This window comes from Bacillus australimaris (assembly GCF_001307105.1).
Lineage (GTDB): Bacteria > Bacillota > Bacilli > Bacillales > Bacillaceae > Bacillus > Bacillus australimaris.
The window spans coordinates 405,726-421,254 of sequence record NZ_LGYN01000023.1 but is presented as its reverse complement, the minus strand read 5'-3'; the positions used below and the strand labels follow the sequence as shown (position 1 = coordinate 421,254).

15 protein-coding genes, 4 tRNA genes and 1 other annotated feature are annotated in these 15,529 nt (G+C 43.0%); of the genes, 16 read left to right on the top strand and 3 right to left on the bottom strand.

Annotated elements, in window-relative coordinates; all coding sequences use genetic code 11:
* Positions 1-82: 82 nt before the first annotated feature.
* The 3 genes from AKG37_RS11440 (at position 83) to AKG37_RS11430 (ending at position 2,867) form a co-directional block, all read left to right on the top strand.
* Complete coding sequence (locus AKG37_RS11440) at positions 83-1,372, top strand: adenylosuccinate synthase (RefSeq protein ID WP_060698921.1); 1,290 nt, start codon at positions 83-85, stop codon at positions 1,370-1,372.
* Positions 1,373-1,508: 136 nt separating this feature from the next.
* Positions 1,509-2,642 carry a DUF418 domain-containing protein gene (locus tag AKG37_RS11435; protein WP_060698920.1) on the top strand — a complete coding sequence of 378 codons (1,134 nt, stop codon included), beginning with the start codon at positions 1,509-1,511 and terminating at the stop codon, positions 2,640-2,642.
* Between the two features lie 15 nt (positions 2,643-2,657).
* Entirely contained in the window at positions 2,658-2,867 is a 210-nt protein-coding gene (locus AKG37_RS11430) for a hypothetical protein (RefSeq protein WP_060698919.1), read from the top strand.
* 30 nt (positions 2,868-2,897) lie between these two features.
* Here the strand turns inward: AKG37_RS11430 and AKG37_RS11425 are convergent, their stop codons facing one another.
* Positions 2,898-3,422 carry a peroxiredoxin family protein gene (locus tag AKG37_RS11425; protein ID WP_060698918.1) on the bottom strand — a complete coding sequence of 175 codons (525 nt, stop codon included), beginning with the start codon at positions 3,420-3,422 and terminating at the stop codon, positions 2,898-2,900.
* A gap of 343 nt (positions 3,423-3,765) precedes the next feature.
* Between AKG37_RS11425 and AKG37_RS11420 the strand changes: the two genes are divergently transcribed.
* From AKG37_RS11420 to AKG37_RS11370, 11 genes are all read left to right on the top strand, one after another.
* Positions 3,766-3,841, top strand: a tRNA-Lys gene (locus AKG37_RS11420).
* Between the two features lie 6 nt (positions 3,842-3,847).
* A tRNA-Glu gene (locus AKG37_RS11415) sits at positions 3,848-3,919 on the top strand.
* Positions 3,920-4,000: 81 nt separating this feature from the next.
* Positions 4,001-4,077, top strand: a tRNA-Asp gene (locus tag AKG37_RS11410).
* Between the two features lie 27 nt (positions 4,078-4,104).
* Positions 4,105-4,177: transfer RNA gene (locus tag AKG37_RS11405), tRNA-Phe, on the top strand.
* A 347-nt stretch (positions 4,178-4,524) separates the two neighbouring features.
* Positions 4,525-5,232 (top strand): response regulator YycF, encoded by a 708-nt coding sequence (yycF, locus tag AKG37_RS11400; RefSeq protein ID WP_060698917.1) that lies wholly within the window; start codon positions 4,525-4,527, stop codon positions 5,230-5,232.
* 7 nt (positions 5,233-5,239) lie between these two features.
* Positions 5,240-7,078 (top strand): cell wall metabolism sensor histidine kinase WalK, encoded by a 1,839-nt coding sequence (gene walK, locus AKG37_RS11395; RefSeq protein ID WP_060698916.1) that lies wholly within the window; start codon positions 5,240-5,242, stop codon positions 7,076-7,078.
* Positions 7,068-8,453, top strand: a complete 1,386-nt coding sequence (gene yycH, locus AKG37_RS11390; RefSeq protein ID WP_060698915.1) for a two-component system activity regulator YycH — start codon at positions 7,068-7,070, stop codon at positions 8,451-8,453. The genes walK and yycH overlap by 11 nt, the downstream gene beginning before the upstream one ends.
* Entirely contained in the window at positions 8,440-9,303 is an 864-nt protein-coding gene (locus AKG37_RS11385; protein ID WP_060698914.1) for a two-component system regulatory protein YycI, read from the top strand. Before yycH ends, AKG37_RS11385 begins: the two co-directional genes overlap by 14 nt.
* A 6-nt stretch (positions 9,304-9,309) precedes the next feature.
* Entirely contained in the window at positions 9,310-10,104 is a 795-nt protein-coding gene (locus AKG37_RS11380; RefSeq protein WP_060698913.1) for an MBL fold metallo-hydrolase, read from the top strand.
* 78 nt (positions 10,105-10,182) lie between these two features.
* Positions 10,183-11,373 carry a S1C family serine protease gene (locus AKG37_RS11375; protein ID WP_420805463.1) on the top strand — a complete coding sequence of 397 codons (1,191 nt, stop codon included), beginning with the start codon at positions 10,183-10,185 and terminating at the stop codon, positions 11,371-11,373.
* Positions 11,374-11,441: 68 nt separating this feature from the next.
* The gene (locus tag AKG37_RS11370) at positions 11,442-11,906 is read left to right on the top strand and encodes a GNAT family N-acetyltransferase (RefSeq protein ID WP_078061010.1); all 465 of its coding nucleotides are present in this window, start codon (positions 11,442-11,444) and stop codon (positions 11,904-11,906) included.
* 39 nt (positions 11,907-11,945) lie between these two features.
* On the opposite strand, the gene AKG37_RS11365 is transcribed toward AKG37_RS11370, so the two are convergent.
* Entirely contained in the window at positions 11,946-12,827 is an 882-nt protein-coding gene (locus AKG37_RS11365; protein WP_060698911.1) for an ABC transporter ATP-binding protein, read from the bottom strand.
* The gene (locus tag AKG37_RS11360; protein WP_060698910.1) at positions 12,828-13,517 is read right to left on the bottom strand and encodes an ABC transporter permease subunit; all 690 of its coding nucleotides are present in this window, start codon (positions 13,515-13,517) and stop codon (positions 12,828-12,830) included. It abuts the gene before it with no gap.
* A gap of 189 nt (positions 13,518-13,706) precedes the next feature.
* Positions 13,707-13,977 (top strand) — a binding site (T-box leader).
* 112 nt (positions 13,978-14,089) lie between these two features.
* Between AKG37_RS11360 and AKG37_RS11355 the strand changes: the two genes are divergently transcribed.
* On the top strand, positions 14,090-14,950 hold the full coding sequence (locus tag AKG37_RS11355; RefSeq protein WP_060698909.1) for an SAM hydrolase/SAM-dependent halogenase family protein: 861 nt from the start codon (positions 14,090-14,092) through the stop codon (positions 14,948-14,950).
* Between the two features lie 14 nt (positions 14,951-14,964).
* Positions 14,965-15,522, top strand: a complete 558-nt coding sequence (locus AKG37_RS11350; RefSeq protein WP_060698908.1) for an ECF-type riboflavin transporter substrate-binding protein — start codon at positions 14,965-14,967, stop codon at positions 15,520-15,522.
* Positions 15,523-15,529: the final 7 nt, after the last annotated feature.

Genomic DNA, 15,529 nt, shown 5'->3' with positions numbered 1-15,529 from the left:
CGTTGACTTTTTCAGTGTGCATTGATAAAATAAATGTGTTTGAAAGAGATAACGTTTTGAAAGGTTAACGGAGGTGCACGATATGTCTTCAGTAGTCGTAGTAGGTACGCAGTGGGGTGACGAAGGAAAAGGGAAAATTACCGATTTCCTTTCAGAAAATGCAGAGGTGATTGCCCGTTATCAAGGGGGAAACAATGCAGGTCACACGATCAAATTTGATGGAGTGACTTACAAGCTACACCTCATTCCATCCGGTATTTTTTATAAAGAGAAAACTTGTGTCATCGGTAATGGAATGGTAGTTGATCCGAAAGCGTTGGTCACTGAGCTTGCGTATCTTCACGAACGGAATGTGAGTACAGATAACCTCAGAATCAGCAATAGAGCCCATGTTATTCTGCCTTACCACTTAAAATTGGACGAGGTAGAAGAAGAGCGGAAAGGGGCTAATAAGATCGGCACGACGAAAAAAGGAATCGGACCAGCTTATATGGACAAAGCTGCTCGTATCGGTATCCGTGTCGCAGATCTATTAGATCGTGAAGTATTTGAAGAGAAGCTTGCACGTAATTTAGAAGAGAAAAATCGTCTTTTAGAGAAAATGTACGATGCAGAAGGCTTCAAGATTGAAGATATTTTAGATGAGTATTATGAGTATGGCCAGCAAGTGAAAAAATATGTCGTAGACACATCTGTTGTTCTAAATGATGCACTAGATGAAGGCCGCCGTGTTCTATTTGAAGGCGCACAAGGTGTTATGCTTGATATCGATCAAGGGACATACCCATTTGTGACGTCATCTAACCCAGTAGCTGGAGGAGTGACGATTGGTTCTGGAGTAGGACCAACGAAAATTCAACATGTCGTCGGCGTGTCAAAAGCGTACACAACACGTGTTGGAGATGGCCCATTCCCGACAGAACTACATGATGAAATTGGCGATCAAATCCGTGAGGTTGGCCGTGAATATGGTACGACAACTGGACGCCCGCGCCGTGTGGGCTGGTTTGACAGCGTTGTTGTCCGTCATGCGCGCCGTGTGAGCGGAATTACAGATTTATCTCTTAACTCAATTGATGTACTGACAGGGATTGAAAAGTTAAAAATCTGTGTCGCATATAAATTGAACGGAGAAATCACAGAGGAATTCCCAGCAAGTCTAAACGAATTAGCGAAATGTGAGCCTGTCTATGAAGAAATGCCAGGTTGGACAGAGGATATTACAGGCGTGAAGAACTTAAGTGAACTGCCTGCAAATGCCCGTCATTATTTAGAGCGTATTTCACAATTAACAGGTATTCCACTTTCCATTTTCTCAGTCGGACCAGATCGTTCACAAACGAACGTTGTCCGCAGCGTGTACCGTCCATAAGAATAGAATGATCAAGCACCAGTAAAATTACACATTTTACTGGTGTTTTTTTGTTTAAATATTCCTTAATTTCAGTAGAACAGGCTTCCGAACTTTACCAAAATATGATAACTGTATAAAGGGAAGGAGCGTTCTAGTGAAAGAAAGAATACGATTATTAGATATTTTAAGAGGTTTTGCCATACTAGGTACATTGGGAACGAACGTCTGGTTTTTTGCATATGCAGGAGATACCTTTGCGACAGATCAGATTGCGGATGAATATGAAAATGGCAGTTTTCTTGAAAGCCTTGTTTCTATGTTTGTTTATGGAAAAATGCTCTCGCTGCTTACGATCATGTTCGGTGTTGGATTAGAGCTGAAGTATCAGCAGGCGAAAAGAAAAGACACGCCTTGGCCGGGGACTTATTTATGGATTCTTTTATTTTTATTCATCGAAGGCTTTGTCCATTTTGCGCTTGTGATGGAATATGATGTGCTCATGAGTTATGCCGTTACGGGTTTGCTTGTGGCTTATATTGTAAGGGGAGGCAGCAGGCGCATCAAAAAGGGCATGATGTTCTCAGGTGTGATTCATCTGCTCGTCATGTCATGTCTGATGGTGTATTCCCTCTCTGAAATGGAGTCAGAATCCTATGACCAAAGCGGTGAATCGGCGCTAGAAGAGCAGCTGCCAGAGACATGGCTCTCGCAGGTTCAAGAACGGTTACAATACTTCTTCATGTACCGTGAAGAAGCGATCTTTATTATTCCAATGAACACATTTCTGTTTTTATTAGGTGTTCGGATGATGAGAGCCGGTGTATTTTATGCAAATGAACGCGGACAATCTCTTCGGAAAATATTGTTCCGAATCGGACTATGGGTTGGTCTGCCGCTGAATGCACTAGTCTTCGTTCCGAACGATCTAGTGGAATTCGCGGTGCGCTACGCCTTTTCACCATTCCTCTCTATTTTCTATATAGCTGTCATTGCGAAGCTCCTAGCACACACGGAGTCATGGTTCATGTGGACTTGGTTTGAATATGTCGGGAGAATGGCGCTTAGCTGCTACATCCTGCAAAATGTCATCTGCTCGGTTCTTTTTTATAGCTGGGGATTGGGTCTAGGCGGTCAAATCAATGCGCCCCTTATCGTCTTGTCATGGCTGTTGATTTCACTTCTGCAAATCGCCATATCAGCAGTTTGTCTAAAGGTTTGGAGAATCGGACCAATGGAATATATTCGTTCGCAGGCACTTCGCCGGGTGACGATGAAGAAAGCATCATAAAGGGGAATAGTAACAATGTTTTTTAAAAAAACGACGAAAAGAGAACAAGCGAATGCACATAAAGCAGCTGTACCAGCATTTATCTTTTTTCTGCTCGCATTAGGAGCACATGCGTTGTACGCGTTTTTCCAAGGTGACAGGCCACCCGTCACTTTTATCATTCTCATGGCGGGGCTCTTTGTTTTTTTCGCCGTAGATTGGCTTTATAACAAAAGACTTGTATAAAAAAGAAGCCCTCATCACAAGGGCTTCTTTTTATTTCACGCTTTTATATTGGCCTTTTAAGTTTTTGCGGATGTACTGGATGATTTTACGCAGTTCGTTGGCGTGCGGTCTGCCAAACGGACTGGTTTGTCTTTGCTGATAGAGCACTTGCCCTTTTTCATTTAATAAGAAATAGGCGGGTTCACCGTGCACCCCGTGATCTTCATAAGGAGCATCTTCCCCGTGATAATGTACTTCATATGCTTTTAATGAAGTAAGGTCATGGTCATACATGATCGGGAAGGACAGACCCTCTTGATCCGCAAATTTTTTCAAGTCATCAGGGTTATCTGTTGAAATCGTCATCAAGTGAATACCCTTGTCTTGAAAGTATGATTGCTGCTGTTCGAGCTCTTTTAATTCTTCTACACATACCGGGCACCATGATCCTCTAAAGAAAACGATCAGGTGCCAGCTTTGATGCTCCTCTAAATGTTTATCGAAATCAATGTGATCGCCCTGTACTGTTGGAAGTGAAAAGTTGGGCATTTTATCTCCTAATTTGAATGAACTCATACTGTTTCCTCCTTTTTCAATGACAATGTCACTTGTTTCATGTATAGCCATTTTTGAGCGGCTTGAAACGTGTCTATGTGCTTGAAAGGGCAGTGGTCATTCAAAAGGTGCATCCAAATTGAAGGCGGTTGCAGTAAAGGAGGCTTTGATAGGAGATATGAAATCCGACACTTTTTTTAAAAAAATGTCGAAAAACGTATTGCCATATGTAATTATTCTATGATATTATAAATCTCGTTGTTGCAAAGGTCTCTGAAACTTGTTAGGATGCGATGTTCCAGCTTTTTTAAAGCGATTGGTTTGACGCAATACAACTTCTTCAGATTTACTTTTCACAAACCGAGAGCCATTAGCTCAGTTGGTAGAGCATCTGACTTTTAATCAGAGGGTCGAAGGTTCGAGTCCTTCATGGCTCACCATGTTTTGGCCCGTTGGTCAAGCGGTTAAGACACCGCCCTTTCACGGCGGTAACACGGGTTCGAATCCCGTACGGGTCATTGATTTACTTTAGCGTTAAGCTAATTTTTCCTCACTTGCTTGGAGGAGCACCACGATTGCTTTTTCAGGCAAGTTACTGAGGTCCGGTAGTTCAGTTGGTTAGAATGCCTGCCTGTCACGCAGGAGGTCGCGGGTTCGAGTCCCGTCCGGACCGCCATTTATACATATTCATCTTTTTGATGATGGCTCGGTAGCTCAGTTGGTAGAGCAACGGACTGAAAATCCGTGTGTCGGCGGTTCGATTCCGTCCCGAGCCACTTCCAAACGCATCTGCAATCGCAGGTGCGTTTTTATTATGAAAAGAAGGCATAAAAAGGGAGAAGCCGGACCTAGGTAGGGCCCGGCTCCATAAGAAGAAGACGTTACATCTATATAGACGTTCAGTGATTGGAAAAGTTTCAATAAAAAAGGAAAAAGTCATCAATTTTTTTGATCGGCGCCTTCCTATCCAACGTTTACTAGAAAAGAAAGCCGTTATTATTTTTATCTTTGCCTCGTAAAACGTTATAATAGACAGTGAGCCTTTTTTTCGTAAACGGAAAAGGCGTAATGAGACATGCAAAATGGAATGACATAGATGCTAAAAATGCAGGAGGAAATCACAATGGAAAAAAAGATTCTCGTCGTAGATGATGAAAAACCGATTGCTGATATATTGGAATTTAATCTAAGAAAAGAGGGCTATGAGGTTCATTGTGCATATGATGGAAACGAAGCCCTTGAAATGGTAGAAGAAATCAAGCCGGACATCATTTTGCTCGATATTATGCTGCCGAATAAAGATGGTGTTGAGGTATGCCGTGAAGTGAGAAAGAAGTATGACATGCCGATTATCATGCTGACAGCAAAAGACTCTGAAATTGATAAAGTCATCGGTCTTGAGCTTGGCGCAGATGATTATGTGACGAAGCCATTCAGCACGCGTGAGCTGCTTGCCCGTGTGAAAGCGAATTTGAGAAGACAAACGGCTACTCCGCAAACAGAGGAAGAATCTGAATCAAATGATATTGAAGTTGGATCACTTGTCATTTATCCAGATGCGTATGTGGTGTCTAAGCGTGAGGAAACGATTGAATTGACGCACCGTGAGTTCGAATTGCTTCATTATTTAGCGAAACATATCGGACAAGTCATGACACGTGAGCACTTACTGCAAACCGTATGGGGTTACGATTACTTCGGAGATGTGCGTACAGTAGATGTGACAGTCCGCCGTCTTCGTGAAAAAATTGAAGACAACCCTAGCCACCCGAGCTGGATCGTGACAAGACGAGGCGTCGGCTATTATTTAAGAAACCCAGAACAGGACTAAGATTCTTATGAATAAAGTAGGTTTTTTTCGCTCGATTCACTTCAAATTGACCTTAATTTACGTGCTGCTGATCATTGTTGCCATGCAGATCATTGGCGTGTACTTTGTGAAGCAGCTAGAGCAGTCCTTAATTAATTCATATGATAATTCCTTGAATCAGCGAATCTACTCGTTATCGTATTACCTAGAACAAGATTCATCGAAAACCAAGGCAGAATTAAAAGAGGATGCTCAAAAGATATTAAACGATTTTAACAACAAAGATGAGTCTAATGAAATTTCTGAAGTCAGCTATATTGATGAAAGCAGAGAGGTCATTGCTTCTGTAAATAACGGCAGTCAAGAGATTGCCGGTAAGAAAATCACTGATCAAATCATTAGCCGTATTTTCGCAGTCGGTAAAGACTACGAGAAAAAATTCTATGATCCTGAATCAAACAAACGGGTGCGTATTTCTGCGACAGCCGTGAAAAATGAGAACCAAGAGACCGTTGGTGTGATTTATGTTGTGTCTTCGATGGAAAGCGTGTTTAACCAAATGCGAACCATTAACACCATTTTGGCGACGGGTACACTCATTGCACTTGGGACGACCGCTCTACTTGGTATCTTCATCTTCAGAACGATTACTCATCCTATTTCAGATATGAGAAAGCAAGCAATCGAGCTTGCCAAAGGGAATTTCTCCAGAAAGGTTCGGAAGTATGGACATGACGAGATTGGCCAGCTTGCGACGACCTTTAACCATCTAACGAGAGAGCTGGAGGAAGCTCAGCTGATGACGGAGGGTGAGCGGAAAAAGCTTTCTTCTGTCATTGCCTATATGACGGACGGCGTCATCGCGACGAATCAAAACGGGGCAATTATTCTATTAAACAGCCCTGCACTAGAGCTGTTAAATGTTTCACGTGAAACAGCACTAGAGATGCCGATTACGTCCTTGCTTGGCTTAGAGGAAACTCACACATTTGAAGATCTAGTCGAAAATCAAGATTCCATGCTGATCGAAATTGAACGCGAAGATCAGCTGGCTGTTTTGCGTGTGAATTTCTCGGTCATTCAGAAAGAGCATGGGAAAATTGACGGTTTAATTGCGGTCATTTATGACGTCACAGAGCAGGAGAAAATTGATGCTGAACGCCGTGAATTCGTCGCAAACGTATCGCATGAGCTGCGCACACCGCTGACAACGATGCGAAGCTACCTTGAGGCTTTGGCTGAAGGGGCGATTGGTGATAAAGAGCTTGCGCCAAGATTCCTCAGTGTCACGCAAAATGAAACTGAGCGGATGATCCGGCTTGTCAATGACCTGCTGCAGCTGTCTAAGTTCGACAGCAAGGATTATCAATTCAATCGTGAGTGGACGAACTTTATCAGGTTTATCTCGCTCGTCATTGATCGTTTTGAAATGACGAAGGAGCAGCATGTCGATTTTATCCGCAACCTGCCGCAGCGTGAAATATATGTGGAAATCGATCAAGATAAAATTACACAGGTGCTCGATAATATCATTTCCAATGCCATGAAGTACTCTCCAGAGGGTGGACACATCACGTTTACCGTTGATCTGGACGAGGAGAAGGGCCTTGTGTTATTCAGCGTCAAAGATGAAGGAATTGGTATTCCGAAGAAGGATATGGATAAAATCTTTGAACGTTTTTATCGAGTGGATAAAGCGCGAACTAGAAAGCTTGGCGGAACCGGCCTTGGTCTTGCAATTGCAAAAGAAATGGTTCAGGCTCATGGCGGAGATATTTGGGCTGACAGCATTGAAGGAAAAGGAACAACGGTGACCTTTACCCTTCCGTACAATGAAGAACAAGAGGATGATTGGGATGAAGCGTGAGACCTTTAAAACCATAATATTGACAATCCTAATTGCGATCAGTCTTGTGTTTACGTGGAATATTTGGATGTTCCAGCCCGTCATGCAGGACCAGGCAGACGCCGGCACACAGGTCGTGGAAAAGAAGAAGATTTCAAGTGACGAGCCTAGAAGTCTCATTGATGTCGTGAAGCCGCGTGAGATGTTCATTCATTCAAATGGGGAGCATTTTAAAGTGGATCAAAAGGAACTCTTCCAAAACTTTTGGAATGATGTGAGCCTTTGGGATGTCAAAGAGATTAATGATGTGTCGGATCAATATTCCGAGCAGAAATTTAAGAATTTCTTCTATGGACGCGATGGACAAGGGAAGACATTGGATCTTGTGTTCAATGATTCGATTCCGATTGATATTTTCCAAGCATTGTTCAAATGGCCGAACAAGTCCATTGAATACAACTCGTTTGACCGGATGATCGTGCCATTCGCCCAGCAGGATAAGGCCAATAAGAAAGTGTATCTGGTCTCATACAGCAAAGAAACGGTGCTTGAGCTGACTATTGAGTCCGCCAACTATCGGAATTTAATGGACAGTATCGCAGCCGCTCAAAACGAGATGCCGCGATATGATCTTTATACTTTCTCAACGAATTCTAAACGAGATTTCCTTCTTCCGAGAAAGCAAAAGCAGCTTGAAGCAAAAATGTTCTTTATCGAAACGATTAAGACAAACAAATTCAAAGACGCTTTGTTTACAGACCCAAGCCTTGTCGGTGAGGAATCTAATTTAAACCGGACGGTGTACACAGATGGCACAAGCCGCCTTGAAGCCAATCAAAAAGACCACCGCATTCAATATCAGCATCGCAATATCAATTCCAGCACCGTTTTCCAAACGGGGGATCTGATCAAGCGAAGCGTGAAATATTTCAATGATACAGGAAGCTTTACAGATGACTATCAATACTTTGGCATCAACAGCAACCAGCAGCTGTCCTTTAATATGTTTATGGACGGTTTGCCGATCGTCAACAGTACAAAGCATCCATTTGGGATGACCTCCCTTGAAGTACAATGGGCGAATGATGACATCTTGAATTACAAGCGTCCAAACTATATTCTTGGCAACAAAGCGAGTCAGAGTGAACAGGTCAAACTCATGAATGGGACAGAGCTGAAGGACTTGATCGTCAAGCAGACGAAATATGATGACCTTGAGAAAATTGAACAAATTTTCCCGGCATATCAAGCGGCTTCAACCACAACAGATCAAGATCAGGATCAAGCGATGTTTGTCTGGCTGGAACCCGTATGGTGCATGAAATATAACGGCAAAATCGTCATTTTATCGAAGGATCTGCTGACAGAGGGGAGCGAGAATCATGGAGTGGAATAAGACCAAAACGATCTTTATCCTAGCCTTTCTCGTTCTCGATATCTTTCTAGGGTTTCAATACTTTGAAAAACGGTCAACCGATCATTTTGCCATTATCGAAAAAACAGATACGCTGGAAGAAATGAAGGCAGACGGGATTCAATATGGCAATCTATCAGATGAAGCGAAAATTGGATACCGTATTACAGCTGAAAAGAAGCAATATACGAAAAAGGATGTTGACGGATTAGCTGATCAAAAGGCGAAAAGCACATTCCCGAAAACTGACAAGGATGACCCTGTCACACTGCTTGAAATGACCTTTAATAAACCCGTTGCCTTGCCGAAAAAGGATATCAAAACAGCAGCGACGAACTTAGTGAACCAGCGTTTGCTGGATGGGAAGAATTATAAGCTGTGGAGTATTGATGAAGAGACAGGGGAAATCGTCTTCTTCCAAACATATAAAGGGAAATACATCTTCCAAGAAGGCCTTGATGACACCGAAACCATCGGGAAAATCACCTTAGTCTTAAACGACCAAAACGAGGTCGTCTCATATCAGCAGTCGATGGTGACGTCGATTAATGAAGTGAGAAAAGAAACCCTTGTCCCAGCGCTTGAAACGGTGAAGGATTTATATACGCAAAACATGCTGAGCCAAAACACGAACGTGAAAAAGGTAGAGCTTGGCTACTATACGCAATACCCGGGTGCAAGCACGCAAGTCATGGTTCCTGTATGGCGTGTGGAGCTTGAAGGTGTATCAGCAGGTTCAAAGAAAAAGACAGAGGAAGAATATTTGATCAATGCCATTGATGGCTCAACACTTGATCATATAGAGAAAGATGACAAATCTTCAATGGAGTGAGAGAACATGAGCTTGCAGTTCAGTGTACTAGCGAGCGGAAGTACGGGGAACGCTTTTTATTTAGAAACAGACGAGCATGCCTTTTTAGTGGATGCTGGTTTAAGTGGCAAGCAGATGGTCGAACTGCTTGGTCAAATCGACCGCAAGCCTGAAGACTTGGACGGTATTTTTGTGACACATGAGCACTCTGATCATATTAAAGGGCTTGGTGTCATGGCGAGAAAGTACAAGCTTCCTGTCTATGCAAATGCGAAAACATGGAAGGCGATGGAGTCCCATATCGGAAAGATTGACACAGAGCAGAAATTCCACTTTGATATGGAAACCGTTCAATCCTTTGGCGGTCTCGATGTCGAGTCATTTGGCGTCTCGCATGATGCGGCAGAGCCTATGTTTTATGTGTTCCATTATGGAGGGCGCAAACTTGCTCTCATGACGGATACAGGCTATGTGAGCGATCGTATGAAAGGTATTATTAAGTCAGCCAATACGTTTGTCTTTGAAAGCAATCATGATGTCGGTATGCTGCAAATGGGCCGATATCCATGGAGCATTAAGCGAAGAATTCTGAGCGATGTCGGACATGTTTCAAACGAAGATGCGGCTCTTGCGATGACAGACGTGATTGGAGAAGCCACCTCACGCATTTATTTGGCTCACTTGAGTCAAGACAACAACATGAAGGATCTAGCCCGTATGGCGGTCCAGCAGACGCTTGAAATGAAGGGCTTTGTTGTGGGGGACGGCTTTGATTTATTTGATACGGACCCGAAAAAAGCAACCCCGCTTTGCGCGGTATGATTTTTACAATCGAATGATTAAGATAAGAGCTTCTTACCAACACTATATACATCATCTATTCACTGAAAGGAAGGAAACATAGTGGATTATCGCGATGTAGAGTGGAAACCGAGACGAAGCAGAAAGGGTTATTTCCTGTCTGGTTTGATCGGTGTATTGGTAGGAGCTTTTTTAATGGGATTCTTTTTTCCCTATGTATCTGGACAGAACGGCAGTCTCTTTGGTTGGCAGCAGAACGGAGATGGACAAGTATCACAAGGATCTTTAAAGACTGTGAATGTGAACGTCAATGATGCTGTCACGAAAGTAGTGTCGAACATGTCAGATACGGTGGTCGGCGTCATTAATATCCAAAAGTCGAGCTTTTGGGAGGAAGGCGGAGAAGCAGGCAGCGGGTCAGGTGTGATTTATAAAAAGAAGGGTGATACCTTTTATATTGTCACAAACCACCACGTCATCAAAGGCGCCAACCAGCTTGAAGTGAGCCTTCATGATGGGACAAGAATTGGTGCCAACCTTGTCGGCAGCGATCAGCTCATGGATTTAGCGGTACTCACTGTCAAAAGTGATAAGATCAAGAAAACCGCAGCCTTTGGTAACTCAGATCATGTGAAGCCAGGTGAGCCAGTCATCGCTATTGGAAATCCATTAGGGCTTGAATTCGCAGGCTCTGTTACACAAGGAGTCATTTCAGGCACGGAGCGAGCGATTCCTGTTGATTCAAATGGGGACGGACAGACGGATTGGAATGCAGAGGTACTGCAAACAGATGCCGCCATTAACCCTGGAAACAGCGGTGGTGCTCTAATCAATATAGACGGAAAAGTGATCGGCATCAACTCAATGAAGATTGCTGAATCTGAGGTAGAAGGAATCGGGCTGTCTATTCCGGCGAACCTGGTCATTCCTGTCATAGAGGATTTAGAGCGCTACGGAGAAGTGAAGCGTCCATATCTTGGCGTTGGTATGAAATCGTTAGCGGATATTGCGAGCTACCATTGGCAGGAAACGTTGAAACTGCCTTCTAAGGTTACAGCAGGGGTCGTTGTCATGAGTGTAGAGCCTTTATCTCCAGCAGGAAAAGCAGGACTAAAAGAGCTGGATGTCGTAACTTCATTTGATGGTAAGAGTGTACAGAATATCGTAGATCTTCGTAAGTACTTGTATCAAAAGAAGGTCGGTGACAAGGTAAAAGTGGAGTTTTACCGAAGCGGGAAGAAAAAATCAGCAGAGATCAAACTTTCTCAAACCGACCGATATGGCGGTTAACCAGTTCCATCAAGGGGCTGGTTTTTTTTGCATGACTGCCATATGATGAAGGAAAGGGGGAGGTACAATTGATTACACTACAACCGATGTCACAAACGGATTATGATGCATTGATAGATAAGTCCATTCAGCGGTACGCGGAAGAAAAGGTACTCGCAGGGACATGGGAGAAGGAAGAATCACTGGCAAACGCAGAAGAACAATTTGACAGGCTGCTTCCAGAAGGTCTTCAGACAGAGCATCATGAGCTGTGGAATATCTTAAATGGAGAAGAAGCGATTGGATGGGTTTGGCTTTGCTATGACCCGGATCACCCGCAGCACGAAGGATTTATTTATAACTTTATTTTATTTGAAGCTTATCGGGGAAAAGGATTTGCAAAGCAGGCCATTGCGGCATTAGAGGAGCAGGCGAAGTCATTAGGTGTGCAAAAACTTTCGCTCCATGTCTTTGCTCACAATCAAATCGCCCGTTCGCTGTATGAGAAAACAGGCTTTGCAGAAACCGGCATTTACATGAGCAAACCTTTATAAAAAAGAAGAAGTACCGTGCGGAAAGCGTACGGTACTTTTTTATGAGGACATCATGGCATCCTGAGCCGTGACTCTGTATAAATCGACTTTGCACTTCACGAAAGCGCGGATGATCGCTGGAACTTGAGCTTCTGAACGAATTAACAATGAGGTCTCGTCATCACTGATCACAAGATCTGTTCCGACAGTTTGTAAGTACTGCGTGAGAACAGGTTTCACCTCATCATCGATCCATGCATGCTTGAAGGTTGCACGTATGTTTGAGGATGTGATGGTTTTCTCTTGAGGATGAGTATGGGGGGACACTAATTTTCCTTCAGAAATAAATGCAGTTTTGGTACAAATACCATTTGTGAACCTTGGGCGGTCAGCAGTTAAAAAGACAGTTTTCCCTTCATGCTTTAACGTTTCAATGACCCTTTGAATGTGCAAAATAGAATCTGCATCAATATCGGCAAAAGGCTCGTCGAGTAAAATAAATTCAGGCTGATGGGCGATGGCCTGCGCCATTCCAAGCCGCTTTTTCATACCAGGTGTGAAGGCACCGACCTTCTCCTGATGATAGCGATGTAAACCAACAAATTCGAGCAGTTCTTCATAATCACTTGTTTTCTGGCGTGTCCCGGTGATTTTTGATAAATAGGCAATATGCTCAAGTGCCGTGAGCCCTTCATATAAATCCGTATATTCAGGAAGAACACCGATATGCTGCCTCACTTTTTTTAGCGAAGGCATATTCATCACCTTAAATGTACCAGAGGTTGGGCGAGAGATACCTGTAATGATATTGAAAAACGTCGTCTTACCAGAACCCTTTGGTCCAATGAGTCCGAAAATATCGCCTTGATTGACATCAAGGTGAATATGATCTATTGCGACTTTTGTACGATATTTTTTTGTTAGTCCTTTTGTATGCAGCATCTATACATCCCTCCTTTGAAACAGCAGTGCAGTTCCAATGAGTAAGACAACGGTCATGATTGTATTCATGAGGACATAGGTCAGCGGTTCACTCCAGCGCGCATAATAATAAGGCGTCATATATTGGAACCAATGAATCATTCGTTCTGAAGAAAGAACAGAAATCGCACTGACGATCGGGAAAAGAAAGGAAAACAACATCCCAACAAACATTGATTTCTGCGGTGTTGGAAAGAGCATGGATAAAAATAAGGCACAAGAGATGCCAACACTGATAAAGGTTAAGATTTTTAAGGCATCAGAGAACAGAAACCGGTGTGAAATCAACATATTCAGTACATATGTCGTCATAATGCAGCTAAGCCAAAACAGCATCAGTCCAAGATATTTTCCAATGATAATGTTCAAACGGGTTGTTTTACTGACGAGAAAACGAATGGTTTTCAAATGAATCTCGCGGCTTAAAATATCATGAGACAACAAAAAAATGAGGAAGAAACCAAATAATGAAATCACCAGTTCATTCCCAATAGAATAGGGGTCCTTTGCCTGTTCCCACTTTCCTTGATAAGCAGCAATAAACGGAAGACTTGAAACAAAAGTAGATAAAATGAAAATAATAACAATTGTTAAAATAGATTTTGTGCTTTTGAAGAGCTGCTTAAACTCATTCATACAGATGGTCCACACACGCTGTACCTCCCTTCATCTTTATTATACCGCTAGAAAAGAAAGACACCATATCTCGCTCTTTAACATTTGTTTAAATTTTATAAAAAGAAGACTCTTCCAGTATCAGTTAACCCACTTTTAAAAATGTTCAGAAAAATATCTTGATTTCTCAAAAAACATCATGTATGATAGCTTTAATTCAAGATAATACAGGCAATGACGAGAGAAAGTACAATCATCAATTTTTCCACAGAGAGCTTCGGCAGCTGAAAAGAAGCAAAAATAATGATTCGAAAAATGGTCTCTGAGCCTCGTGCTGAACATATCTATGATATTAGTAGGTGACGACGAGAGTTGGTACTCGTTATCAAAACCACAGTATATGAGCCAGATTGGAGCTTTGTACTTGTAGAGGCTGTTTAGCGCGAGCAAACAGTAAATAAAGGTGGTACCACGAGACAAATACCTCGTCCTTATGATTCAAAGATAAGGATGGGGTATTTTTTATTGTCCACTTTTTTTTCATACAATTGTTCAAATGTTCCACGTGAAACACCACATCCATTTTTTCAAATGAAAGGGAGATTGACATGAGTGAACATGCATTGGTTTTACAATCAGATTTCGGCATTGATGACGGAGCTGTCAGCGCAATGTACGGAGTGGCAAATACGGTCAGCAGCGGCATCCGCATTTTTGATTTAACACACAATATTCCACAGTATGACATTTGGGAGGCTTCTTATCGCCTGCTTCAAACCGTCACATACTGGCCAGAAGAGACGGTATTTGTATCCGTCGTTGACCCAGGTGTTGGGTCAGAGAGAAAGAGTCTTGTCGTCAAAACCACAAGCTCGCACTATATCATTACCCCAGATAACGGGACACTCACGCATGTCGCGCAGGATATTGGCATTGTGGAAGCCCGTTATTTAGACGAAACCATCAACCGGCTGCCAAAGTCGGGAAAATCACATACATTCCACGGGAGAGACATTTATGCGTATACAGGGGCGAGAATTGCTTCAGGTGTGATTTCTTTTGAAGAGGTTGGGCCACAGGCGAATATTGAGGAGATTATCCACCTTCCAGTCGTACAGGCTTATGCGGAAGAAGATGTGATCACAGGGACAATTGATATTCTAGATGTAAGGTTCGGAAACCTGTGGACAAACATTCATCACACGCTATTTGAACAGCTATCAATTAATTATGGGGATGCAATAGAAGTTACCATTGCCAACGGGCCGAAAAATGTGTATAAAAATATCATGACCTATGGACGATCTTTTGCCGATTTAAAGGTAGGCGAACCACTCGTATATGTCAATTCACTCGACCATTTAGGCGTGGCGATCAATCAAGGGTCATTTGCAAAGGCTTATAACATCGGTACAGGCACAGGCTGGCGCCTTTCGATTCGCAAAGCTCCGCGCATTATATACGAATAAGAGGAGGATACATCATGGCAGGAAAACAACTTTCAACGAAAACTGTCGTTGCCATCGGAATTGGCGCAGCCGTCTTCGTCATTTTAGGACGCTTCGTTTCGATTCCAACTGGAATTCCGAACACACAAATTGAAACCTCATACGCATTCCTTGCATTAATGGCCGTGTTATTTGGACCTGTTGCAGGCGCACTGATTGGTTTTATTGGACATCTCATCAAAGATGCGACCACATTTGGTCCTTGGTGGAGCTGGATTATTGTTTCGGGTTTAGTAGGTTTGATGATCGGCTTCATTTCCAACCGTTTAAAAGTAGAAGAGGGAGACTTCGGCTGGAAGAAAATCACGCTCTTCAACGCCGTACAAGCAGGCGCACAGGCATTAGGCTGGTTTGTGATTGCTCCGGTACTTGACATTGTGATCTATGCAGAACCTGCGAACAAAGTATTTGTTCAAGGCATCGTGGCAGGGATTTCGAACATCATCACTGTCGGTGTACTAGGAACCATCATCATTGCGGCTTATGCGAAAACGAGAAGCAAAAGCGGCAGCCTATCGAAAGAAACATCATGAAGCAAGG